General features: G+C 60.5%; 21 protein-coding genes and 1 riboswitch. Of the genes, 2 read left to right on the top strand and 19 right to left on the bottom strand.

Annotated features, from left to right (window positions below):
• Positions 1 to 55: 55 nt before the first annotated feature.
• Positions 56 to 277 carry a CBU_0592 family membrane protein gene (locus GGQ68_RS20990; RefSeq protein WP_183969439.1) on the top strand — a complete coding sequence of 74 codons (222 nt, stop codon included), beginning with the start codon at positions 56 to 58 and terminating at the stop codon, positions 275 to 277.
• 120 nt (positions 278 to 397) lie between these two features.
• On the opposite strand, the gene trmB is transcribed toward GGQ68_RS20990, so the two are convergent.
• The 11 genes from trmB to miaB form a co-directional block, all read right to left on the bottom strand.
• Positions 398 to 1,111, bottom strand: a complete 714-nt coding sequence (gene trmB / locus GGQ68_RS20985; protein ID WP_183969438.1) for a tRNA (guanine(46)-N(7))-methyltransferase TrmB — start codon at positions 1,109 to 1,111, stop codon at positions 398 to 400.
• Between the two features lie 301 nt (positions 1,112 to 1,412).
• The gene (locus tag GGQ68_RS20980; RefSeq protein WP_183969437.1) at positions 1,413 to 2,168 is read right to left on the bottom strand and encodes a dienelactone hydrolase family protein; all 756 of its coding nucleotides are present in this window, start codon (positions 2,166 to 2,168) and stop codon (positions 1,413 to 1,415) included.
• Between the two features lie 108 nt (positions 2,169 to 2,276).
• The gene (gene metK / locus GGQ68_RS20975) at positions 2,277 to 3,455 is read right to left on the bottom strand and encodes a methionine adenosyltransferase (protein WP_183969436.1); all 1,179 of its coding nucleotides are present in this window, start codon (positions 3,453 to 3,455) and stop codon (positions 2,277 to 2,279) included.
• A 5-nt stretch (positions 3,456 to 3,460) separates the two neighbouring features.
• Positions 3,461 to 3,508, bottom strand: a riboswitch (SAM-SAH riboswitch).
• Between the two features lie 31 nt (positions 3,509 to 3,539).
• Positions 3,540 to 5,096: an apolipoprotein N-acyltransferase gene (gene lnt, locus GGQ68_RS20970; protein WP_183969435.1), complete on the bottom strand. Its 1,557-nt coding sequence runs from the start codon at positions 5,094 to 5,096 to the stop codon at positions 3,540 to 3,542.
• A gap of 4 nt (positions 5,097 to 5,100) precedes the next feature.
• Positions 5,101 to 6,114, bottom strand: a complete 1,014-nt coding sequence (locus tag GGQ68_RS20965) for a hemolysin family protein (RefSeq protein ID WP_183969534.1) — start codon at positions 6,112 to 6,114, stop codon at positions 5,101 to 5,103.
• 13 nt (positions 6,115 to 6,127) lie between these two features.
• A complete protein-coding gene (ybeY, locus tag GGQ68_RS20960) occupies positions 6,128 to 6,652 on the bottom strand; it encodes an rRNA maturation RNase YbeY (protein ID WP_183969433.1) in 525 nt (174 codons plus the stop codon).
• 39 nt (positions 6,653 to 6,691) lie between these two features.
• Positions 6,692 to 8,536, bottom strand: a complete 1,845-nt coding sequence (locus GGQ68_RS20955) for a PIG-L family deacetylase (protein WP_183969431.1) — start codon at positions 8,534 to 8,536, stop codon at positions 6,692 to 6,694.
• 249 nt (positions 8,537 to 8,785) lie between these two features.
• Complete coding sequence (locus GGQ68_RS20950) at positions 8,786 to 9,757, bottom strand: PhoH family protein (RefSeq protein WP_183969429.1); 972 nt, start codon at positions 9,755 to 9,757, stop codon at positions 8,786 to 8,788.
• Positions 9,758 to 9,945: 188 nt separating this feature from the next.
• Positions 9,946 to 10,269, bottom strand: a complete 324-nt coding sequence (locus tag GGQ68_RS20945; RefSeq protein ID WP_183969427.1) for a hypothetical protein — start codon at positions 10,267 to 10,269, stop codon at positions 9,946 to 9,948.
• 12 nt (positions 10,270 to 10,281) lie between these two features.
• The gene (locus tag GGQ68_RS20940; RefSeq protein ID WP_183969425.1) at positions 10,282 to 10,881 is read right to left on the bottom strand and encodes an OmpA family protein; all 600 of its coding nucleotides are present in this window, start codon (positions 10,879 to 10,881) and stop codon (positions 10,282 to 10,284) included.
• 217 nt (positions 10,882 to 11,098) lie between these two features.
• Positions 11,099 to 12,427: a tRNA (N6-isopentenyl adenosine(37)-C2)-methylthiotransferase MiaB gene (gene miaB / locus GGQ68_RS20935; RefSeq protein ID WP_183969423.1), complete on the bottom strand. Its 1,329-nt coding sequence runs from the start codon at positions 12,425 to 12,427 to the stop codon at positions 11,099 to 11,101.
• Positions 12,428 to 12,539: 112 nt separating this feature from the next.
• Here miaB and GGQ68_RS20930 point away from each other — a divergent pair, with 112 nt between their 5' ends.
• A complete protein-coding gene (locus GGQ68_RS20930) occupies positions 12,540 to 13,409 on the top strand; it encodes a hypothetical protein (RefSeq protein ID WP_183969421.1) in 870 nt (289 codons plus the stop codon).
• A 142-nt stretch (positions 13,410 to 13,551) separates the two neighbouring features.
• On the opposite strand, the gene GGQ68_RS20925 is transcribed toward GGQ68_RS20930, so the two are convergent.
• The 8 genes from GGQ68_RS20925 to putA form a co-directional block, all read right to left on the bottom strand.
• Complete coding sequence (locus GGQ68_RS20925) at positions 13,552 to 14,226, bottom strand: ferredoxin reductase domain-containing protein (RefSeq protein WP_183969419.1); 675 nt, start codon at positions 14,224 to 14,226, stop codon at positions 13,552 to 13,554.
• A gap of 53 nt (positions 14,227 to 14,279) precedes the next feature.
• A complete protein-coding gene (locus GGQ68_RS20920) occupies positions 14,280 to 14,612 on the bottom strand; it encodes a hypothetical protein (RefSeq protein ID WP_183969417.1) in 333 nt (110 codons plus the stop codon).
• Positions 14,613 to 14,683: 71 nt separating this feature from the next.
• Positions 14,684 to 15,184 carry a hypothetical protein gene (locus tag GGQ68_RS20915; protein WP_183969415.1) on the bottom strand — a complete coding sequence of 167 codons (501 nt, stop codon included), beginning with the start codon at positions 15,182 to 15,184 and terminating at the stop codon, positions 14,684 to 14,686.
• 119 nt (positions 15,185 to 15,303) lie between these two features.
• A complete protein-coding gene (locus GGQ68_RS20910; RefSeq protein WP_183969413.1) occupies positions 15,304 to 16,092 on the bottom strand; it encodes an enoyl-ACP reductase FabI in 789 nt (262 codons plus the stop codon).
• Between the two features lie 14 nt (positions 16,093 to 16,106).
• Positions 16,107 to 17,336: a beta-ketoacyl-ACP synthase I gene (fabB, locus tag GGQ68_RS20905; protein ID WP_183969411.1), complete on the bottom strand. Its 1,230-nt coding sequence runs from the start codon at positions 17,334 to 17,336 to the stop codon at positions 16,107 to 16,109.
• A 317-nt stretch (positions 17,337 to 17,653) separates the two neighbouring features.
• Positions 17,654 to 18,034 (bottom strand): GFA family protein, encoded by a 381-nt coding sequence (locus GGQ68_RS20900; protein WP_183969409.1) that lies wholly within the window; start codon positions 18,032 to 18,034, stop codon positions 17,654 to 17,656.
• The gene (locus GGQ68_RS20895; protein ID WP_183969532.1) at positions 18,031 to 18,774 is read right to left on the bottom strand and encodes a rhomboid family intramembrane serine protease; all 744 of its coding nucleotides are present in this window, start codon (positions 18,772 to 18,774) and stop codon (positions 18,031 to 18,033) included. Before GGQ68_RS20895 ends, GGQ68_RS20900 begins: the two co-directional genes overlap by 4 nt.
• Before the next feature lie 103 nt (positions 18,775 to 18,877).
• On the bottom strand, positions 18,878 to 22,312 hold the full coding sequence (gene putA / locus GGQ68_RS20890; RefSeq protein ID WP_183969407.1) for a bifunctional proline dehydrogenase/L-glutamate gamma-semialdehyde dehydrogenase PutA: 3,435 nt from the start codon (positions 22,310 to 22,312) through the stop codon (positions 18,878 to 18,880).
• Positions 22,313 to 22,340 lie beyond the last annotated feature (28 nt).

The raw sequence follows: 22,340 nt of genomic DNA, 5'->3' as shown, positions 1-22,340 counted from the left end.
TTTCTAACGTCCGATTTTCAATTTCACTTTCAACCGTTCGTACAAGGGGAGGCTTATGCTCGACGCCCTTCAGACGACCGATGTTTATACGGCCATCCGGCTCATCGGTGCATTGATATATGTCTCTAATTACACGCTGCTGTCGCTTGGATGGCACAGCTCAGATGCGCAGCGCTACTACCTGCTGAACGTCCTCGCGGCTGGCGCCGTCATGGCATCGCTGATGGGACAATTTAATCTGCCCGCGCTGATGATCCAGTTTTTCTACTGCCCATGAGCCTTTGGGCGATTGGCCTGCGGTTGCGCCGTCACCTGACAAAACGCAACAGCCCCCGCCTGTCAGTCATGCGGTGCTGCTGCGAACCATTCCGGAATGGCGACGGGTGCCGCGTATGGCTCAGAGACGACGGAAGGTCAGATAATGCGGAGTGCGGTCTTCGCGAAGCGCCTTCTGCTCGTAGCGCGTCGATATCCAGTCGGACCAAGGGTTCCGCCAGTCCTCAGGACATTCGGCGCGCCACTCGAAACCTGCCTTTGGCACCTCGATCAGCGTTTGACGGACGTAGTCAGGTATATCGGTGGCAACCCGGAACTCGGCACCGGGTTTCAGCACCCGCGCCAGCGGCTCAAGATGTTCTTGCGTTACAAACCGTCGACGATGGTGGCGCTTCTTTGGCCACGGGTCAGGATACAGCAGAAACGCTTTGTCAACGCAGGCAGTGGACAGCACGTCGAAGAGATTGCGCACATCGCCCGGGTGTACATTCAGGTTCGTGGCTTCTGACTGCCGGATCTTGCCCAGCAGCATGGCGACACCATTCATATAGGGCTCGCAGCCGATGATATGGGCTCCGGGGTACGTCACGGCCTGATGTACAAGGTGCTCCCCGCCGCCAAAGCCTATTTCCAGCCACAGCGGTTTGCCCTCGGTCAGCGCATCAATGTCCAGCGGAAACCGGTCCGGATTCACGTCCCAGTCCACCGCGCCCGGCGATAGCGCATCAAGGTCCTCCTGCAGGTAAGTCTCCTGCGAGGCTTTCATGGTCTTGCCTCTGATCCGGCCATAAAAATTGCGCCAGGGGGCATCGGGGTGCTTGTTCGACGTGGTCATGGGCGCGGCTTTAGCGCGCAAGGCTTTTCGGGGCAATCCCTCAGGGTGCGATCAGGTGCGTTCGGGGAGACCTCCCCATTGCTGTCGCCCCTACCGCCTGCGGCGAGGATACGTTCGATCGCTGGAGTGATTTGATACGCAAAGATCACGAGGTCAGGCCTAAGCCTGTTTAGACACGCCAGCGGCTGTATCGACCGGTCACATCCCGGAAGCGCCGCCGGCAAAATTCAGCGGATTGGTCTTCCAATCGGCTGCCAAGATTGTCCCCGGCCGAAACAGGCCGAGGAAAACAAAGATCCAATCAAAGGTTCGCTTGCAAAAACACGTGCAAACCCTGCCAAGCCCCCTGGTCGGCGTCCAGATCATAGTCGTTTGACCCAAATACGGTAAAGCTGTGCCGCGCCCCGCCAAAAACTTCTGCCCCATGCGCGACCCCAGCCGCCTGCAACTGGTCAAGCAGCGCGGCCAGCTCACCCATGCCCGACACAGGGTCAGCAGAGCCGTGGAACAGCATTACCGGGGCGGAGGTCTGGCTGTAATCCTGCCCTTCCGGGGTGCCCAACCCGCCGTGGAAACTGACAAAACCGTCAAGGTCCGCGCCAGCGCGCGCAGCTTCCAAAACCGCCGCGCCGCCAAAACAGTAGCCGGTCATGACCATGCCACCGGTCGCACCGGGAATATTCCCGGCCTCTGCGATGGAGCCCATCAGCCTTTCGCGGAACGTCTCCCGATCCTCGTAAAGCGCGCCGGACAGCGCCCGGTTTTCCTCAGTGCTTTGCGGATCTTCGTCTGCTCCATAGACATCAATGGCGAAGGCCGTGTAGCCCAACTCCGCCAGCATTTCAGCGCGCCGCTCCTCGTACTCCGTCATGCCGTCCCAATCATGGACGATCAACACCGTCCCCTTCGGCTCAATCACGGTGTTGGTGGCCACGTACCCCTCAAAGGTTTTGTCGCCTACGGTGTACTGATGGTAATCGGCAAAGATCTCTGCCTGCGCTGTGCCTGCGCTCAGCAGGATGGCGGCGAGCGTCGGTGTCGTAAAACGGCGGATCATGGTGCATCTCCCTTGCGTCTGTCCTTGATCCACTAAGCTAGCGCCACCCCCACAAAGAAAAGGCGCCCCTGTCCCGGAGCGCCCTTCGCTTTTGGGTTTTCAAAAGAGTCAGATCGCCTTCTTGAGCGCCTCTGCCAGATCGGTACGCTCCCAAGAGAACCCGCCGTCTGCTTCCGGCGCGCGCCCAAAATGGCCGTAGGCCGCCGTGCGTGCGTAGATTGGCTTATTCATGTCAAGATGCGTACGAATGCCGCGCGGCGTAAGGTCGATGACTTTGGGGATCGCCCTCTCGATCGCGGCGGCGTCCACCTCGCCCGTGCCGTGGGTGTCGACGTAGATCGACAAGGGCTTGGCCACGCCGATTGCGTAGGACAGCTGTACCGTTGCGCGCTCTGCCATGCCAGCCGCGACGATGTTCTTGGCAAGGTAGCGCGAAACATAGGCTGCTGAGCGGTCCACTTTGGTCGGATCCTTGCCGGAAAATGCACCGCCGCCGTGCGGGGCTGCGCCACCGTAGGTATCAACGATGATCTTGCGACCGGTCAGACCCGCGTCCCCGTCAGGTCCGCCGATGACGAATTTGCCCGTGGGATTCACATGCCAGATCGTGTCCGCGTTCACCCAGCCCTCTGGCAGAACTTCGAGGATGTAAGGCTCGACAACAGCACGCACATCGGCGCTTGTCATGCTCTCGTCCAGATGCTGCGTCGACAAAACGATGGAGGTCACGCCCACGGGCTTCCCCCCATTGTATTGCACGGTCAGCTGAGATTTCGCATCGGGACCAAGTGTCGGTTCCGTCCCGTTCTTGCGCACCTCCGCCAGGCGCTTCAGGATCGCATGGCTGAACTGGATCGGTGCGGGCATCATGGCGTCGGTTTCGTTCGTGGCGTAGCCGAACATGATGCCCTGATCCCCAGCGCCTTCGTCACCCTGCTCGCCCGTGACACCCTGCGCGATATGCGCAGACTGTTCGTGCAACAGGTTGGTGACTTCCACCGTCGCGTGGTGAAACTTCTCCTGCTCGTAGCCGATGTCCTTGATGCAGGCACGAGCGATCTCGTCGATCTTGCCCATGTATTCGGCCAGTTTTGCCTGATCCGTCAGGCCGACCTCGCCGCCGATGACCACGCGGTTCGTGGTGGCAAAGGTTTCGCAGGCGACACGCGCCAGCGGATCCTCAGCCAGCAAGGCGTCGAGCACAGCATCGGAAATGCGGTCACACACCTTGTCAGGATGCCCTTCCGAGACGGACTCGGAGGTGAAAACGTAGTTCTGTCGGGACATGGGGGTGCTCCATTGGTGTTTACCGTCACGCCAGGAAGCCGTTGTGACGGAGATTGTTGGACCGGGAACCGGCCTTCGATTGGCCTACGCTCGGGAACTGTCTCGGTCAACGGATTTCTCCGCTCGCTCTCGTCGCAACGCACGCAGAAGAAGACCGGTGAGGAGGAAAAGCATTACAAGAACGGGCAAATCACCGTGCCTGCTGTATGCCGTCACTCGCATAGGTGGAGGCAACCGCGCATCGAGATACCCCGCCTCATTTAAGGGAAGTTCCTCTAGAATGCGTCCGGCCCCGTCGATCACCGCTGATACGCCGGTGTTGGCGGCACGGAGCATTGGCAGCCCCTGCTCAATGGCACGGATGCGCGCCTGTGCAAGGTGCTGGTAGGGGCCGGAGTAATCCCCGAACCACGCATCATTGGTAATTTGCAGCAACATCTCGGGCCGCGCAGGTGCGTCTCGCACATCTTGGGGGAAGACCGCCTCGTAGCAGATCAATGGCAAGGCTCGCCCCAAGGCGCCAAGGTCCAACAGTTCCGGGCCACTGCCGGATGTGTATCCGCCTTCGGCCCGCGCTGCCAAACCGGCGATATTGAGGCGGGAAAACAGCGCCTTGGCAGGCATGTACTCTCCGAACGGCACCAAGTGATGCTTGTCGTAAACGTGTTTGAGTTGCCCACCCGGCCCCATCAGCGCAAGCGTATTGTACCAGCGCCCCTCGTCCTCACGCTGAAGGCCCACAACCACTTGCGCGTCGCCCGCCAATTGGCTCAGCGTGCCAAGCGCATCTCCCGCCTGATGCAACAGCATGGGCAATGCGGTTTCCGGCCAGACGATAAGATCGGGCGCGGGTGCGCCTTCTGGACGCGCAGCTGTGAAATCCATCTGGCGCTGGTAATACACCGGCACCATGTCGCGCCGCCATTTCAGATGCTGCGGTGCGTTCGGTTGGAGCAGCCGCACGATGGGCCGCCCATCCAAATCCTGCAGAGGTGGTGTCAGCGCTGCACCGCCCCCAAAAAGCACCAGCAGCACAGTCGCCCCAAGGATCGCTGGCAAAGCGCGCGGCGCTCCGATGACCCGGCACGGAATGGCAACCCCCAGCAGCGCCGCAGCGCTGAAGGTGAAGAATGTCAAGCCATATGGACCGACGACCGACACCCACTGAACGGGCGACACGGGAAGCCACATGTAGCCCACGAGCCCCCACGGGAAGCCTGTCAGAACATAGCCGCGCGCCAATTCCGCAGCGGTCCATGCCAACACCAATGCCGCTACTCCACGGCGCGGAACCTGCGCTGCCCCCCAGAACGCCAGCGCCCAGAACAGCGCCAGTCCACCTGCCAAGCCGAAAAGACCAAAGGGCGCCATCCAGCCTGTCTCTGCTGCGTCGACCATAAAGGGCTCGACGATCCAGCCCATGGAAAAGCCGAAATATCCAAGACCTACCATCCAGCCGGTGCCCGCCGCCTGAACGCCGCGGGGCGCGACCTGAAACAGCCAGAACGCCCCGACCAGCCCGACGAAAGCGAGATACCACATGTCCCAAGGGGCGGCGGCGCTGCCCATGGCAACGCCTGCGCCGAGCGCCAAGGGCAAGCGCGCCCAGCGCGGCAGCGCAAAGAGGCGCGGCTCTGGCATAGGGTTAGTCGCGACCTGCGGGGCTGCCGCTCGACTGCGGCTCTGTCAGCTGTGCGGAGGGTTGCGGCTCTTGCGGAACAGGGGTTTGAGAGGCCTCCGCCCCAGCGCGCGCGGCAGCGCGTGTGGTCCCCGGCAGGCGGACGCGTAGCCGCTTGATCCGACGAGGATCGGCGTCCACCACCTCCAGTTCGACACCGGCAGGATGGCGCACCATCTCTCCGCGCGCAGGCACACGGCCCGCCAGCATGAAAATAAGACCGCCCAGCGTGTCGATCTCTTCCTCGTCGATATCCTCGTGCTGGGTCAGATCAAAGCCCAGCTCGGCCTCGAATTCCTCCAACGGGGTCTTGGCCAGCGCCAGCCAGCAGCCGGGACGTTCCTTCACCCATGTCTGATCATCGTCGGTGTCGTGCTCGTCCTCGATCTCGCCGATGACTTGCTCAATCAGATCCTCAATCGTCACCAAGCCATCAGTGCCACCGTATTCGTCGATCACCAGCGCCATATGCCTACGCTCCGTCTGCATTTTCGTCAGCAGAACGCCGATCGGCATGGACGGCGGCACATACAACAAAGGCCGTAGCATTTCGCGAAGGTTGAAATCATCGCTCTCGCCGTTGAAGCCATAGGCCAAGGCAAAATCCTTCAGGTGAGCCATGCCCACGGGTGTGTCGAGCGTGTTTTCATAGACAGGCAACCGGGTCATGCCGCTTTCGCGGAAAACCTGCACCAGATCGTCCTTCGTGATTGTATCAGGAACCGCGACGATGTCTGCCTTGGGGATGGACACATCCTCAACCCGCATCCGGCGGAGGTTCACCATGCCATGAGTCTGCACAGGTGCACCTGCTTCGCTTCGTGACATGAGCTCGCCGTCCTCATCTTCGTCTTCGCGCGGCGAACGCCCGAAGATTCGGCTCAAGAAGCCGCCTTGCTCTGTCAGTTGGCCATCGTCGTGGCCGTTTACATCTATTAGCGCGCTACGCGCCGCATTAGACGAATCGTCGTTGTCGCCCATCAATCCATACCAGTCACGAGCCATGTGGCCCATCGATCTCCCTATATGGGTCTTTCAGACCGAGATTGCCAAGTATCTCGACCTCAAACCCTTCCATTAGCGTGGCATCTGCATCACGGATATGGTCATACCCCAGAAGATGTAAAACCCCGTGAACCAATAAATGCGTCACGTGGTCGCTCTCAGGCTTGTGCTGTTCGGCGGCTTCCCGCGCGCAGGTGTCATATGCAAGCGCCAGATCGCCCAGATGATGCGGCTCGCCTTCCAAATCCGGCTCGGGCGCGAATGGCGCTTCACCCGCCTCGTCCGCTGCCAAATCCTCTGATGGCCAAGACAGAACATTGGTCGCGCGGGGCTTGTCCCGAAAATCTGCGTTCAACACCGCGATCCGTGTGTCATCGCACCCCAGAACCGCGATCTCGAACGCCTCGGGATCGAATCCCAGATGCCGCAGCGTCGCCAACGCGGCACGCTCTGCCAGACGGTCAAGGCCCGCGGCCTGCCAGCGGTCGTCTTCGCAGAGGGTTTCTGTCAGCATGTCGGTCTCCGGACTGTAGCAGCGCCCGTGCTACCTGCTTCACTCAATCGGGTCCATGACTTCCATCTCTGCTTCGATTTGGTCCGGCGGCAAGTCGCCGTCGCCCGGCAATGACAACAACGCCATAAGCGCCGCGCCACCTTCACTTGGCACCTGGACAAAACTGTCGTCAGCGAGGGTCTCGAAGGTCAGCGGTTCTTCGGCCTCCTCGCCCGTTTCGAAGTGGGTGACGCGGGTGATCTCATAGAAATGATCCTCGTCGCGGTCCCATGCGTCGTCGCGTGTGGGCGTGAACCAGTCTTGTGTATCCACCTCTCCGGTGGCCCTGTCGATGGTGAACAATTGTGAATCTTCACCCGCAAGACTGAAGAAATCTATTCCGCTATCTGGCGCTGGGTCCGGGTCAGGATCTGGTTGCGGCTCCGTAGGGGTTGGATTGAAAATCGGGTCGGCAGGCGCGTCGCTCGTCAGACTCACCAGACCTTCCGCTGTTGTTTCAAAGGACAGATCCTCCGTTACAGTCGTTCCGTTCTCATCGGTTGCGATGCGGGTCACTTGGTAGACGTGATCCTCATCGTGGTCCCAGGCATCGTCAAGTGAAGGTGTGAACCACGCTTCAGGCGCAATCTCTCCGCTGTTGGCGTCGATGGTAAACAGGAAACTGTCCTCGCCATCAAGGCTGTACACCACGTTGCCAAGGGGCATCGTAGGGTCCACGGGGTCAGGCTCTCCCGGCTCCGGTTCCACAGGGACAGGGGGAATCGAGTCGGGATCAGCCGGATCGTCCGCAACAGGCGCCAACTGGCCCTCCGCCACGGTCTCAAAGAGCAGCGTTTCTTCCGTACGCGTGCCGTCATCTGCCACGAAGACCCGCGTCACCTCGTAGATATAATCGCTATTTTGGTCCCACGCGTCGCTCTGCGAGGGCACGAACCAGTCCTTTGGCGTAATCGCTCCGGTACTGCCGATATTGAACAGGAACCCATCGGGTCCGGCCACTTCATAGCCTCCCCCGCCCTCCGCCGGATCGGCTGGTTCGTCCGGCGCCTCGATAACCGGATCTGCCAGGGTCCATGGGGTGTCAGGATCGACCTCGGTCACACGGTCCACATATTGCCGACCGGTCCAGTCGAGATAGACCTGCGACAGCGTTCCGTCGCTTTCCCAAACTCCCGGGTCGTGCTCGGCATAAGCCTCCATGATAGCGAGCGCCCGGTCGGCTTCAGCCTCAGACAGATTGGCCGGCATATCCTTTGAGGCGTACTGCACGTACTGCGTCACGGTGAAACTGTCAGCGTCATAGCCCGCCAAGGCTTCCTCCGCGAATTCGGTGACGTTGACGTGGTCGGTATGCTCGCCCGCAGCATTGTCGCCATCGGCGATTTGCAGCCGCACCTGCGTTGGAGCATGCAGGTCGAGGAGCGCAGTCAGCGTCTCCACCAAATCGGAGCGGGTGTATGTGACGCTCCCGTCGACGGCGGTCACAGTGTCCAGCGTTCCTTCTTCAAGGCGGGCGAGCTGCTGCTCCTGGTCAGGCGTCAATGAACCCCCGCCATCCGGCAACCGCAGAAAGTAGAGACGCACATCAGAGAGGCCTTCGGGATGGCTGCTCACGACCTCTATGCTGCGGCCGTTGATGTCGAGCTGAATCGCCTCGTCCACCCATGTATCCACGCCAGTCATCACAGAATAGGCGGCCTTTGCACCCTCTTCCCGTCCGCCCCAATACGCCGGCCCAAGCCCCGCGTCACCTGCGGTCACAAAGATGGTGGTGTTCGCCTCCCCCGCTGAGAGGCTCGCGTCAATGTCCGGGTTCATGAACAAGATGTCGTCGTCCTGATGGGCGACGATGGAGACCGCGCCTCCCCTAGACAATTCCGGCATGAGCAGATCCTCCGATGAGGCTCTGAAATTGAGCCCCTACACGCAAGGATGGTACAGCAAATTTACCAAGACTGATAATAACGTCAGCCAGACGTGGAACATCTAAGCAAAATGAGGACAATTCGACCGTTTCCAACCAACCATCGCCGGCACGGCAACAATGCTGTCGGGAAACCGAATCATCCCTATTGAAACGACTTGCGCCCCCACCCGGCAGGCAGAGGCGCATTGCAGTTTCAGTGTCCTATATTACGCCTGCGTGTCGCCCTCGTAGGCTTCGATGATCGCGGCGACCAGCGGGTGACGGACAACATCCTTTGCCGTGAAGTAATTGAACGATATTCCCGGCACATGGGACAACAGACGTTCCGCATCGGCAAGGCCGGACGGCACGCCACGCGGCAGGTCGGTCTGTGTGCGGTCGCCGGTGATGACCATGCGCGACCCTTCGCCCAACCTCGTCAGGAACATCTTCATCTGCATGGTCGTGGCGTTCTGTGCCTCATCCAGAACCACGAACGCATTCGACAAGGTCCGACCGCGCATGAAGGCCAGCGGCGCGATCTCGATGGTCTTTTCTTCGCGCATTTTCGCTTGTTGCTTGCCAGGCAGGAAGTCGTTCAGAGCATCCAGAAGCGGCTGCATATAGGGATCGACCTTTTCCTCCTGCGTGCCAGGCAGAAAGCCAAGCCGTTCGCCCGCCTCGACCGCCGGACGACACAGAATGATTTTGTCCACCGCGCCGGTGATCAGCATGTTCACACCAACGGCAACGGCAAGATAGGTTTTGCCGGTGCCTGCTGGCCCGATCCCGAACGCCATCTCATTCTCGAACAGCGACCTGACATAGGCCTTCTGCGCGTCCGTGCGTGGCTCGATCAGCTTCTTCCGGGTCTTGATCTCGACCTTGCCGCCGGTGAACATTTCAAGCTGCTCGTCGGGCGCTTCATGGTCTTGCAGACGGAACTCCCGATCGATGTCGCCACGTTCCACTGCACGACCGTTTTCCAATCGGTCATACAGCGCTTCAAGCACCTCACGGGCGCCGCTCACCGCATCTTCGGGGCCGTGCACCGCAAGCTGGTTGCCACGGCGCAGGATCTGCACCCCGGTGCGCGCTTCGATGTCGGTAAGGTTGCGATCGAATTCGCCACAAAGATCGATCAACAATCGGTTGTCGGGAAATTCAAGGATGGCTTCGGTCAAAAGGCCAGTGCTCAATACGCTCTCCTGCGCGAGTGTTGCGAAGACCGGAGGGGCCGTCGCTCCCTACTCCAGATATGGTGCCGCGTTGCCTTGTCCAACGCAAGGGGCCCGCTGCATTTGTCATCGCTCTGAAACACATCTGCCCAAAAAGAGACAGCCGCCCCGGGTGGGACGGCTGTCACGATGTCGCGATCCGGTTAAGATCAGAGGGGGTCGCCGATGATGCTTGTCGAACCCTGCTTGAAATTACCGACGGCAGTGGTCGGCGGGGCTATCCCCGAGCAGACCGGCTTGCCGTACTTGTCGAGACGGGCAGACAGGTAGCCTTCGACGCCGTCGTCGATGATCCAGTGGTCACAGCCGTTCGGATCAACCCAGATACCAGCGCGCATGCTGGACAGATCATCACTGTCGATGCCGCGGTCGATGGATTTGTCCGGACCGTAGGCGCCGACACCGTCTGCCAGCTCACAGCCGGCGAGCAGTGCGCCAGCGGTCAGCATCAGGGCGAGTTTTGCAATTTTCATGTCTCGGACCTTTTACTGAAAGCAGATGATTTCGACACGGCGGTTCTTCGCCATGCCAGTGGTGGAAGCGTTCGACGCCACGGGCATACGTTCGCCATAACCGCGCACATCGGTGATGTTCGCGCCGACACTGCGCGCGATTTTCGCCACAGCCAAGGCACGGTTATAGGAAAGCTTGATGTTGTACTCATCGCTGGCGCGACTGTCTGTGTGACCGGCAATCACATAGCCAACAGCAGGCGAGGAGCGGAAGAAGTCCGCGATCCGCGCCTTGCCGGCGGGTGAGATCTTGTAGCTGTCAGTGGCAAAGAACTGGTCAGTGTTCATCACGCCGCAAGTGTTGGAACGGTGGCACTGCGGGATACCCTTGCGATCGACGTGCGGGCTCATGTAGCCTTCGACGCCGTCGTCCATAACCCAGTGTTCGCAGCCATCGGGATCGACCCAAATGCCGGGAATATACTGCTCACCGCGAACTGTGCGGGTGTTCTGAGTTGAAATAAATGCTTCGTTATGCTCGGCCCCAGCTGCAACGGCCGGTGCGGCCGCCGTCAGACATGCGAGAGCTGTCAGCGCAATTGCGCTGAGGGCCTTGGTGATACGTGTCGCCACAGGCTCTGTCCCTTAACTGTTGTTTCCCCCAACGCGGCTCCAAATTGGCAGCGGGCCGCGCTAATTAACTGTAATCAACAGTTTAAGGATTCCGATCGTTAAGGGAAGGATGAATCCACAGAGTTTGTACCGATTTCGGAAACAGTTCCCACTATATATTGTGTTTTGTGTGGACAACCGGAGGTTTTCTGACTCGTCAAAGGCTTCGACGCCATACTTAAGACGAAAGAAGCACCCCTTCCAGACTGTTCGTTTTACTCGACTCGATTCGGATTTTCGCCAAATCACCCACCGCGATTCTGGACCCGCCCTGCCCGTCCGACGTGTCGACGTGCACAGCATGCAGATATTCGGATTTGCCGACCATCTGTCCGGCTTGCCGTCCAGGCTTCTCAAATAGCACCTGCACCTCACGCCCCACCATAGCATCCTGAAGCGCGCGTTGCTGTTTGGTCAACAAGCCTTGAAGCCGCTGAAGGCGGTCATCCTTTTCGTCCTCAGGCACCTGAGGACGCTCTGCCGCCGGCGTGCCGGGACGTTCGGAGTATTTGAACGAAAACGCCGAGCCATATTCCACGGCCTGCACCAAATCCATGGTCGCCTGGAAATCCTCTTCGGTTTCCTCCGGAAATCCCACGATAAAATCGCCGGACATGTGCAAATCAGGTCGCACAGCGCGCATACGTTCAATAAGTTTGAGGTATTGCTCGGCCGTGTGCTGCCTGTTCATGCGCTTGAGGATCTTGTCTGATCCAGACTGCACCGGAAGGTGCAGATATGGCATCAGCTTCTCGCAATCGCCATGCGCCGCAATCAGGGCCTCATCCATGTCATTGGGATGTGACGTGGTGAAACGAATACGCTTCAGATCATTTATCTTCGAAAGCTCGCGGATCAATCCGGCCAAGCCTGCGTCATGCCCGTGATAAGCATTCACATTTTGCCCAAGCAGAGTGATCTCTCGCACGCCACGTTCAACCAGATCCTGTGCCTCCTGGATCACACGATCGGCAGGACGGCTGACTTCGGCCCCCCGTGTATAGGGCACCACGCAAAAGGCGCAAAACTTGTCACAGCCTTCCTGCACGGTCAGAAAGGCGGTCGGGCCGCGCTTGGCCTTTGTCCGCCCCTTGAGGTGCTCGAACTTGTCTTCCTCGGGGAAATCAGTGTCGAGCGCCTTCGCTCCACCAGTCGCCTTTGCCGTCAGCTGCGGCAACTTGTGATAACTCTGCGGCCCGACCACGAGATCAACCAGAGGCTGGCGGCGCATGATTTCAGCGCCCTCTGCTTGCGCGACGCAGCCCGCAACGCCAATCTTCAAGTCCGGCTTTGCCGCCTTCAAACCCTTGTAACGCCCCAGTTCGGAATAGACCTTTTCGGCAGCCTTCTCCCTGATGTGACAGGTATTGAGAAGGATCATGTCCGCATCATCAGGCGATTGCGTGACCTCATACCCCTCACCACCCATAGCCTCTGCCATGCGTTCGCTGTCATAAACGTTCATCTGGCAGCCATAGGTCTTGATATAGAGCTTCTTGGCGGTCATGGCGCGACTCCGATCCGGGGAACAAGGGCGGGAAATACCGCGAAACGCCCCCGGCTTGCAATGGGCACACTTTTCACCGATTCTTCACTAAAAGCGGAGATGACAGGCCAAGATGCAGTACGACTCCCTAGACGACTTCCTCAAACGCGGTCGCACTGCCTTGGGCCATGGTCCAATCGCGCTTGTATTTGCCGAAGATGACGTGGAGTTGGCCACCACACTGCGCCACCATCGCCACTGCGGCTTTCAGGTGGTCCTGTGTTTCGTGTCCAACCTGTACGACATGCCCGACGACCTGAACGGCAAAGTCCACCGCATAACATATGACACCACAGACGATGGCGCGGTGCCCGCGGCAGTGAATGCCATCAACAACGCTGCGAGCGGCCAATGGGTATTCTACTGCTACAATGCGGAGTACCTGTTCTACCCCTTTTGCGAGACACGCACCATCGGCGAGATGCTGTCATACCATGCAGAGGAACGGCGCGACGCCATGCTGACATACGTGGTCGACCTCTATGCAGGCGACTTGAGGCGTGTCCCAGATGCCGTCGATCTCGACGATGCACATTTGGACCGTTCTGGATACTACGCCCTGGCCCGCCCAGACCCCGAAAACCACAACCATCCCAAAGAGCGACAACTGGATTTTTTCGGCGGACTGCGCTGGCGATACGAAGAGCATGTCCCGGCGAAACGCCGCAAAATAGACCGCATTGCGATTTTCCGCGCGCGCGTCGGCCTGACTTTGCAGGAGGATCACACTTTCAACGATCAGGAATACAACACTTATGCCTGCCCTTGGCATAACAACCTCACGGCCGTTCTCGCGTCGTTCCGAACGGCAAAGGCTCTTAAACGCAACCCCGGCTCGACCTTTGATATCAAAACCTTCCACTGGCACAATTCCGTGCCGTTCGAATGGCACTCGCGGCAATTGCTGGACCTTGGCTTGATGGAACCCGGACAATGGTTCTAGCGAAAAGATGGGCTCCCGTCCGAGGCCATTGAGGCGGCTCGGTTGAAATATTCTGTGGCCTCTGGAACGCAGGTCACTTCCTTGCGTCCCAAAAACAACGGGTATCGGCGGCCGGCCCCCGATACCCGTTGTATAATCTCAGTCAGTCGAGGTCTTCGGTCACGACCTGCTTGTCAGGCACACCCAGTTCCGCCACTTCCCGGGGCAAAGCTTCGACCATAGCGTCGGGTCCGCAGACGTAGACCATGTCACCTTTGACATCGACCATGTCTTTCAGAAACGATGCATCCACCTTGCCACGCGCATAGTCGCTGTCCGGTCGGTCAGTGACCGTGTAAACGGTTTTCAGACCCGGCATGGCGTCGAATTCATCTTTCAAAATAATGTCGGCTTCAGTTTGGTTGGAAAACACCAGTGTGTTGCCATCCAACGTACCATTGTCCTGCAGCTTTTGACGAAGGATCGCGATAAAGGGCGTGACGCCCGCTCCGCCTGCAATGAAAATGCCGTCGCCTTTATCCTCGATCGCGCCCCACGGGTCTTCGATCAGAGCCTTGTCGCCAACCGTCATCTTGCCAATCTGCTCGGTCACGCCATCATGTTCGGGATACGTCTTGATCACGAATTGCAGAGTGTCTTCGCCGGGCAGGCTGGTAAATGTGAAGGGACGCTTTTCCTCGCGCCAGCCGTCTTTGTCGACCGCAAAATCAGTGGCTTGTCCTGGCTTGAACGCAAACCCTTCGGGCTTGTCGAACACCAGATGATACGTGTCTGGGGTTAGTGCGGCGATGGATTGCAGTGTCAGCGTATGTGTCATTGGAATACCCTCCGTTTCCCAATGAACGCCCGCCTTGGCTGCGGAGTTCCGGCTCAGCCACCGATCAGCGAACCATAGGTGCACAAGCCGCGATGCCCATCAGAGCGCTGCACCAGCGCCCCGTCCCGAAAGCGTGCGTGGACATAGCGCGGCCCATCCCCGAAGTCTCCGTAGGCATAGCTGCTGCAAGATTCGTCATAGTTCTGCGGATTGCGCTCGAACCCTGCTTCCATGCCCAGCGCGACCTCTGCCTCTGCCGCGGAGATGCCCAGCGCCAGTTTTTGCGCCACGCCGTCGTCCTTGCTACGGGCTGTCATCGGTTGATCGCCGGACTGACAGGCCGTCAGCGCAGCGAGCGCAATGGGCAGGAAGAAGGGCAGACGCATAGGAAATTCTCCGGCAGGTTGCCAGATGGGTAACATGCGACGCGGCGATTGCGAAGCCCGGAGGAACCCGATCAATCACCGATGCGCCGGATGGTGACCCGGCTTTGCGGCATGTCACTGACGATGGGGCGTTCCACGCGCTCCGATCCGCGAGCCGGAACGAAAGTGATTTTATCAGGCACGCGAATTGGCGCCGCCTGCGAGGGTGGAGTGAGTTTTGCCCCTTGAGCCGCAGCGGCGACGGCTTGAGTAGCCAGAGTATCAGCGTCCGCAGAGGGATCAGCATAGGCCACCTGCGCCTCTCGTCTGGCCTCCATTTCCGTGCGTATCACATCAAGCAGACCGGCTTGAAACTCGCGGCGCATCTCGCGTCCGCTTTCCGTGAACACCATCATTGCGGAGCCGGACAGGCTCAACGCCATGAAGATCAGCCGAAACACCCATCGGCGGTTGGCGCTGCGGTCCGCGCGTTTGGCCCGCTGTGCCCTCCTGGCAGCCCCCTTATCCCGCTTGCCACCTGCAGCCGGCGCAGCGTCCAGAATGGCCTGCCTGAGTTCCTGTTCGGGTGTCATCGTTCGTTTCCTGCAACCAGCGCTTCGAGCATCCGCCCCATGAAATGCAACCTCTGCATGAAAAAAGCCCAAAGCATGGCATGCTTCGGGCTTTTTTGGCTATCGAAGAAGTTCGCGGTCTACAGATTCTCGTACTGCGGCATCCCCAGCACATGATATCCACCGTCCACGCGGATCACCTCCCCCGTGGTGCAGGCACCTGCATCAGAAATCAGGTAGACAGCCGTGCCGCCAACGGCCTCCAGCGTCGCGTTTGAGCCCAAGGGCGCGTTCTGATCCGTGTGCTTGTAAGTCTTGCGCGCGCCGCCGATGGCCGCTCCTGCCAGCGTCTTCATCGGACCCGGAGAGATCGCATTCACACGTATCCCGTCCGACCCAAGGTCATTCGCCAGGTAGCGCGTGGTCGATTCCAGCGCCGCCTTGGCCACGCCCATGACGTTGTAATTCGGCGTCACCCGGGTGGAGCCCATGTAAGTCAGCGTCAGCAAGGTGCCGCCTTCTGTCATAAGCGGATGCGCCCGGCGCGCCACGTCCATGAAGGAATACACGGAAATATCCATCGAATTCCTGAAGTTGGCCCGCGAGGTGTTCAAGATGCGGCCCGTCAGCTCCGACTTGTCGGAAAATGCGATGGCATGCACTACGAAGTCCAAACGATCCCAACGCGCGCCAAGCTTGTCGAACGCCGCGTCGAGAGACGCATCGTCGGTCACATCCACATCAACCATGAAGTCGGAGCCGACCGAGGCCGCCAGCGGTTCCAGCCGCTTGCCAAAAGCCTCGCCCTGATAGGTAAAGGCCAGCTCGGCCCCGGCCTCGGCGCAGGCCTTGGCAATGCCCCAGGCGATCGAGCGTTCGTTTGCTACGCCCATCACAAGCCCGCGCTTGCCTTGCAAAGAAATCGTCATCAAAGCGTTCCGTTTTATTCGTTGAACTTGGACAGCACCATGGAGCCGTTGGTGCCCCCGAAGCCAAAGGAATTGGTCATCACGGAATCAAGGCCAGCGTTTTCGACGCAAGCGGTGGCGATCTCTTCCGGCTTCAGCGCCGGGTCCAGCGTTTCCACGTTAATCGACGGAATGATGAAATCGTGCTCCAGCGCGAGCAGGCAGTAGATCGCTTCCTGCGCGCCGGTTGCGCCCTGGCTGTGGCCGGTCATCGACTTGGTCGAGGACACCGGCGGGGTCGATCCTGCACCGAAGACGCGGCGCACGGCCTCGATCTCGCCCACGTCGCCCACGGGGGTCGAGGTGCCATGCGCATTGATGTAGCTGACCTTGCGCCCCTCTGGCACCGTGCTCAACGCCACGCGCATTGCGCGCTCACCGCCCTCACCAGAGGGGGCCACCATATCTGCACCGTCGGAAGTCGCGCCGTAGCCGGTCACTTCGGCGTAGATCTTGGCGCCACGCGCGCGGGCGTGTTCCAGCTCTTCGAGCACAAGGATGCCGCCGCCACCTGAGATGACAAACCCATCGCGGCCCGCGTCAAACGCCCGAGACGCTTTGTCCGGTGTATCGTTGTACTTCGATGACATGGCGCCCATGGCGTCGAACAGGCAGGACAGGGTCCAGTCCAGCTCCTCGCCGCCACCCGCGAACATCACGTCCTGCTTGCCCATCATGATCTGCTCTGCGGCGTTGCCGATGCAGTGCAGCGAGGTCGAACAGGCCGAGGTGATGGAATAGTTGATGCCCTTGATCTTGAACGCGGTGGACAGGTTTGCCGACACGGTGGAACACATGGCTTTTGGCACGGCAAAGGGGCCGACGCGCTTTGTGGCACCCGTTTTCAAAACCGTCTGATGCGCGGTGAGCAACGCCGATGTGGACGGGCCGCCAGAGCCCGCCACGAGTCCGGTGCGCGGGTTCACGATGTCGGACTCCTCAAGGCCCGAATCCGCGATGGCTTGTTGCATGGCGATATGGGCATAGGCCGCCCCCGGCCCCATGAAGCGCAGAGCGCGCTTGTCCACATGCTCAGAGACGTCAATCTTCAACTGGCCTGCGATCTGTGACCGAAAGCCGTGTTCTTTCATTTCTTCGCTGGCAGTGATCCCGGAGGTGCCCGCCTTCAACGCGGCAAGCACTTCCTGAGCATTGTTCCCGATGCTGGAGACAACCCCCAGCCCTGTAACGACGACGCGGCGCATACGGCCTCCCTTGCGTTTGTTGGGGGTTATGTAGGCGACCAAAGGGGGGCGGCGCAAGGTGTGGCTGAAATCGCAGGGCCAGCAAACGCTTTGCAGTGGACTGATTAGGCATCATGCAAACAAGTGGCAGGATTTGCAGCCAATGAGATTGAGACACACGCCGCCCTTTTACGGTCAAAACCTCTGCTATAGCCGCAGCGAAACGCTTTTTAAGCAATTATCCGCAGCGCTCTCAAAGGCGTTGATCCAACCAGATGCCCTGTCTCACTATTTCGGAGGCCCCATGTGGCAGCCGCCCAGACGCGAGGGGGCCGCCGTCAGCTGTCCGAGGGATGATTCACGCCGTCGTTCCAGTGGACAGGTTCGAAATCCATCGGCTCCATCCCCTCAATGCAATAGAGGTTCACCCCAAGCTGGTCAGGGTTTGATCGCCGTTTGTGGTACATGTAGATGCCGCAGGTTTTGCAGAAGTGATGCTGAGCGGTATGTGTATTCCATGAATAGGTCGTCAGATTGTCCGCTCCCTTGATGATCTTCACCCCGTCCAACGGGGCAGAGACCACGGCAGAAGGGCGGCGTCGGCAATAGGAGCAGTCGCATTTGCGGGGGGCGTTGGGCCCACCGATCAATGTGACTTCCAGCGCGACCGCGCCACAATGGCAAGTGGCTTTGACGGGTTCGGTGGGAAGCTCTGTCATTTTCGTTTGATCCTTGGAACACGGGTGATGTCGCGACGATAGACTGCTGCGGGGTGCGGTGGAATGCCGTGTGTCCGGCTCCAGAAACGAGGCCCGCCAAGACGCAGAAAAGTCGGCAGGGCCAGCGCGGCACCCGCGACGAAGCCCCCGGCATGGGCCCAGTAGGCCACGCCTCCAGCCATCGGATCTGCGCCAAGCCCGTTCCAGACCTGCATCGCGAACCATCCAGCCAAGGCAATCCAGGCGGGCACCGGGATGATTTTGAAAATGATGACAATTATTAGCAGGATGTCTACTTTTGCCCTTGGAAAGAGCAGGATGTAGCCTCCCATCACTCCTGCGATCGCACCAGAGGCACCGACGGTTGGCACGTTGCTAAAGGGGGCCGAATAGTAATGTACCAACCCTGCCAGTATCCCCGCTGCCAGATAGAACAGTGCAAAACGGATATGCCCCATCTTGTCTTCGAGGTTGTCACCGAAAATCCAGAGATAAAGCATATTGCCGCCGATGTGCATCCAGCCACCGTGCAGGAACATGGATGTCAGCAACCCCGTGTAGCCAAAGCCTTCGGACAAGAAGGACGGCACCAAGGCGTAGTCCGCATAGAACGAAAGCAATGCCCGGTCATCGTTGGCAAGGTCAAGCGTCGCGACGAAGACGGCGATATTGATCGCGATCAGCGCATACGTGACGAAGGGCGTGCGCCCCGAAGGGTTGTGATCGCGGATTGGAAACATGGGAACATTGGTAGGCTTTGGCGGTGGACGCGTCCAGAGCAGCGGGAGGGCGGACAAGCAATTCTCCCCCCTCCCGACCTTGCGTCGATGTCACGTGCAGAGATCAGGCATGCCCTGCCAGAAGGGCCGTGTTCCCGCCCGCCGCCGTGGTGTCGATGCAGATGTGCCGCTCTGCCAATGCGTGGGCCGGGTCGGGCATCCCGGTGATGAGCGGCAGGATCGGCCCTTTGCGCTCTGCCAACGCGCGGCGCAGGGTTCTGGCGTGATCTTCGTCGCCCCACCAGACCACGCCGGAGAAACCATCGAGCTTGCTCAGGCAGTCGGCATTTACCGGGCCGGTCGCCGCATGGGCAGTGCCGCCAAGCGCGCGGATGGCTTCGGCCTGCTGCTGCGCGGCCCGTGTGCCGGGGCCAAGGCACAACACGGGCGGACGGGCGCTGGTGGTCAGCTGGTTTGCCTCGCCCGTAGGCCCTGGCAGGATGGTGCGGCTGGGCTTCGGGGCGTCCTTGGCAGCGGCAACCAGCGCTTGCGCCAGCCCTTGTGCGGTGGCTGGCATATGGTCGCCATTGGGCGGCGTGACCTCAGGCGCGGGGTGCGCACGAAAGCGCGGCAGGTAGTGCGGGCCGCCTGCCTTGGGGCCAGTCCCCGACAGCCCTTCGCCACCAAAGGGCTGAGAGCCGACAATCGCTCCGATCTGGTTGCGGTTCACATAGATATTGCCCGCATGAATGCGATCCGTGACGTGTTGCACACGGTCGTCGATCCGGGTCTGCAGGCCAAAGGTCAGCCCGTAACCCGTTGCGTTGATCGCGTCGATGACCTTGTCCAGATCGCGACCCTTGAAGGACGCGATATGAAGAACAGGGCCAAAGATCTCGCGTTGCATGTCTGCAATGCTGTCAACACGGATCAGAGCAGGCGGCACGAAATGACCGTCTGAAGGGACGGGCAAGCTGTGCAACAGGCGCTTGTCGTGGCGGGCGGCCTCGATGTGATCGGTGATGATCCCGGCGGCCTCTGCGTCGATCACCGGGCCTGCGTCTGTAGCAGGCTGCCACGGGTCGCCCAGCACCAGCGCATCCATCGCGCCGGTCAGCATCTCAAGGAAACCCGTCATGATGTCTTCCTGGACATACAGGCAGCGCAGGGCGGAGCACCGTTGCCCGGAGGACTGGAACGCGCTTTCAATGATCGCCTGCACAGCTTGTTCCGGCAGCGCGGTGCTGTCCACGATCATGGCATTCAACCCGCCGGTCTCCGCGATGAGCGGTGCGCCGGGAGCAAGGTTTTCCGCCATGGATTTATGGATGATTTGAGCGGTCTCGGTCGAACCGGTGAAGGCCACGCCCGCCACATCCGGGCAGGAAGTCAGGGCAGCCCCCACGTCGCCTGCCCCGGGAAGCAGGTGCAACGCCTCGGCAGGCACGCCCGCCTCGATCAGAAGTTGCGCAGCGCGGTATCCGATCAGCGGCGTCTGCTCCGCGGGCTTGGCGAGCACGGCGTTGCCAGCAGCCAGGGCGGCTGCAATTTGCCCGGTAAAGATCGCCAGCGGGAAGTTCCAGGGCGAGATGCAGGCAAAGGTCCCGCGCGCGGGGTCCTCATTCGCCTGACCGGCGTAATAGCGTAGAAAGTCCACGGCTTCCCGCAGCTCGGCCACGGCGTCGAGCAGGGTCTTGCCCGCCTCACGGTGCAGCAAGGCAAACAGCTCGCCATAGTGCTGCTCATACAGGTCAGCTGCGGCGTTCAGCACGCGCGCACGCTCGGACGCGGGCGCGGACCATGGCCGCGCAGCAGCTGCAGCGGCGCGGGACAGCTCCGGCGTGGCCCAGGCGACAGTGCCGACCGTATCCGATGGATCGGAGGGGGCGACGCGGGTTTCCGCCGCAGTGGACTCGCCGGTGGCGGTGGTCAGCGGTCCACCCTGCCACTGATGCTTTGCAAAGGGCGCACGCGCGGCATCGATAGCCTCCATCGTCGGGCGGTGCCGCAGATCCCAGCCCTTGGAATTTTCGCGTCCGTCGAACAGGTCGCGCCCGGTGGGCAGGTGGCGAGCGTCCGGTGCGTCGAATGGATCAGCGGCGACCATTTCCGGGGCCACCTCCTCGTCAACAATCTGGTTTACGAAGGACGAGTTCGCGCCGTTTTCCAGCAAGCGACGCACAAGATAGGCGAGCAGGTCACGGTGTGCACCCACAGGCGCGTAGATGCGACAGGCGGTGCCGTTCTGATCCTTGAGCAGCCCATGCAGAGTTTCGCCCATGCCGTGCAGGCGCTGGAACTCGAACGCATCTTTGGGCACCTCCCGCGCCATGTGCAGAATGGCCGCTGCGGTGTGGGCATTATGTGTGGCGAATTGGGGATAGATGCGGTCGGTCATGGACAGCAGCTTGCGCGCGTTGGCGATGTAGCTGACATCGGTGTGCGATTTCGCGGTGAACACGGGGAAAGCGCCTAGCCCCATGACCTGCGCCTTCTTGATCTCCGAATCCCAATAGGCACCTTTGACCAAACGGACCATGATGCGTCGGTTCAGCCGCTCTGCCGTGGCGTTGAGCCAATCGATGACCGCCCCGGCGCGCTGGCCATAAGCCTGCACAACAACCCCAAAGCCGTCCCAGCCTTTCAGCGCCGGATCGGCAAGCGTTTTTTCAATGATGTCGAGCGATATCGACAGGCGGTCAGCTTCCTCCGCATCGACGTTCAGCCCGATCCTGGCGCTTTTTGCCAGACCACACAGCGCGGTCAGACGCGGGACCAGAGCGGCCACGGCCTCGTCATGCTGCAACTCGTCATAGCGTGCGTAAAGGGCTGACAGCTTGACCGAGATGCCGGGATTGCGCCGCGTTTCCTTGTGCGTCGCGGCCTTGGAGATCGCGGTGATCGCGCGGCTGTAGGCAAGGTGATAGCGCGCGGCGTCGCTCTCCGTCCGCGCGGCTTCGCCCAGCATGTCGTAGGAATAGGTGTAGCCCTTCTCCTCCATCTTGGCACCACGCTTCATCGCGGCCTCGATGGTTTCACCAAGGACGAATTGGCTGCCCATCTCCTTCATGGCGCGCGCGACGGCCTTGCGGATCACCGGCTCGCCCAGCCGCTTCATGGCGTTGCGCAGATGGCCTGCGGGGCCGGGGCGGGCGTCGTCGTCCAGCACCTTGCCGGTCAGCACCAGCGCCCATGTCGATGCGTTCACCAAGGGCGAGGCGGAATGTCCGATGTGGCGCGACCAGTCGGAAGGCGCGATCTTGTCCTCGATCAATGCGTCAATGGTGTGGGCATCGGGCACCCGCAGCAGCGCCTCGGCCAGGCACATAAGCGCAATGCCTTCTTCGGTCGACAGGCCGTATTCTGCGAGGAATACCTCCATCAAGCCGGGGCGAGTGCTGCCACGGATGTCTCGCACAAGGCGCGCGGCCTTGTCAGAGATGGCTTTGCGCGCTTCCGGCGACAGGTCTGCCGTGGCCCTCAAATCGGTCAAGGCCTCTGCCTCGGGTGCATAGGTCAACGCGTCGATACGGCGGCGCAGGTCGGATGGCATGGTCATGGCGGTCTCCGGGCTGGATTTCGTCAAG

Origin of the sequence: Sagittula marina (assembly GCF_014196795.1) — a bacterium.
Lineage (GTDB): Bacteria > Pseudomonadota > Alphaproteobacteria > Rhodobacterales > Rhodobacteraceae > Sagittula > Sagittula marina.
The sequence above is the reverse complement of the archived record's forward strand: the minus strand, read 5'-3'. Positions and strand labels throughout refer to the sequence as shown.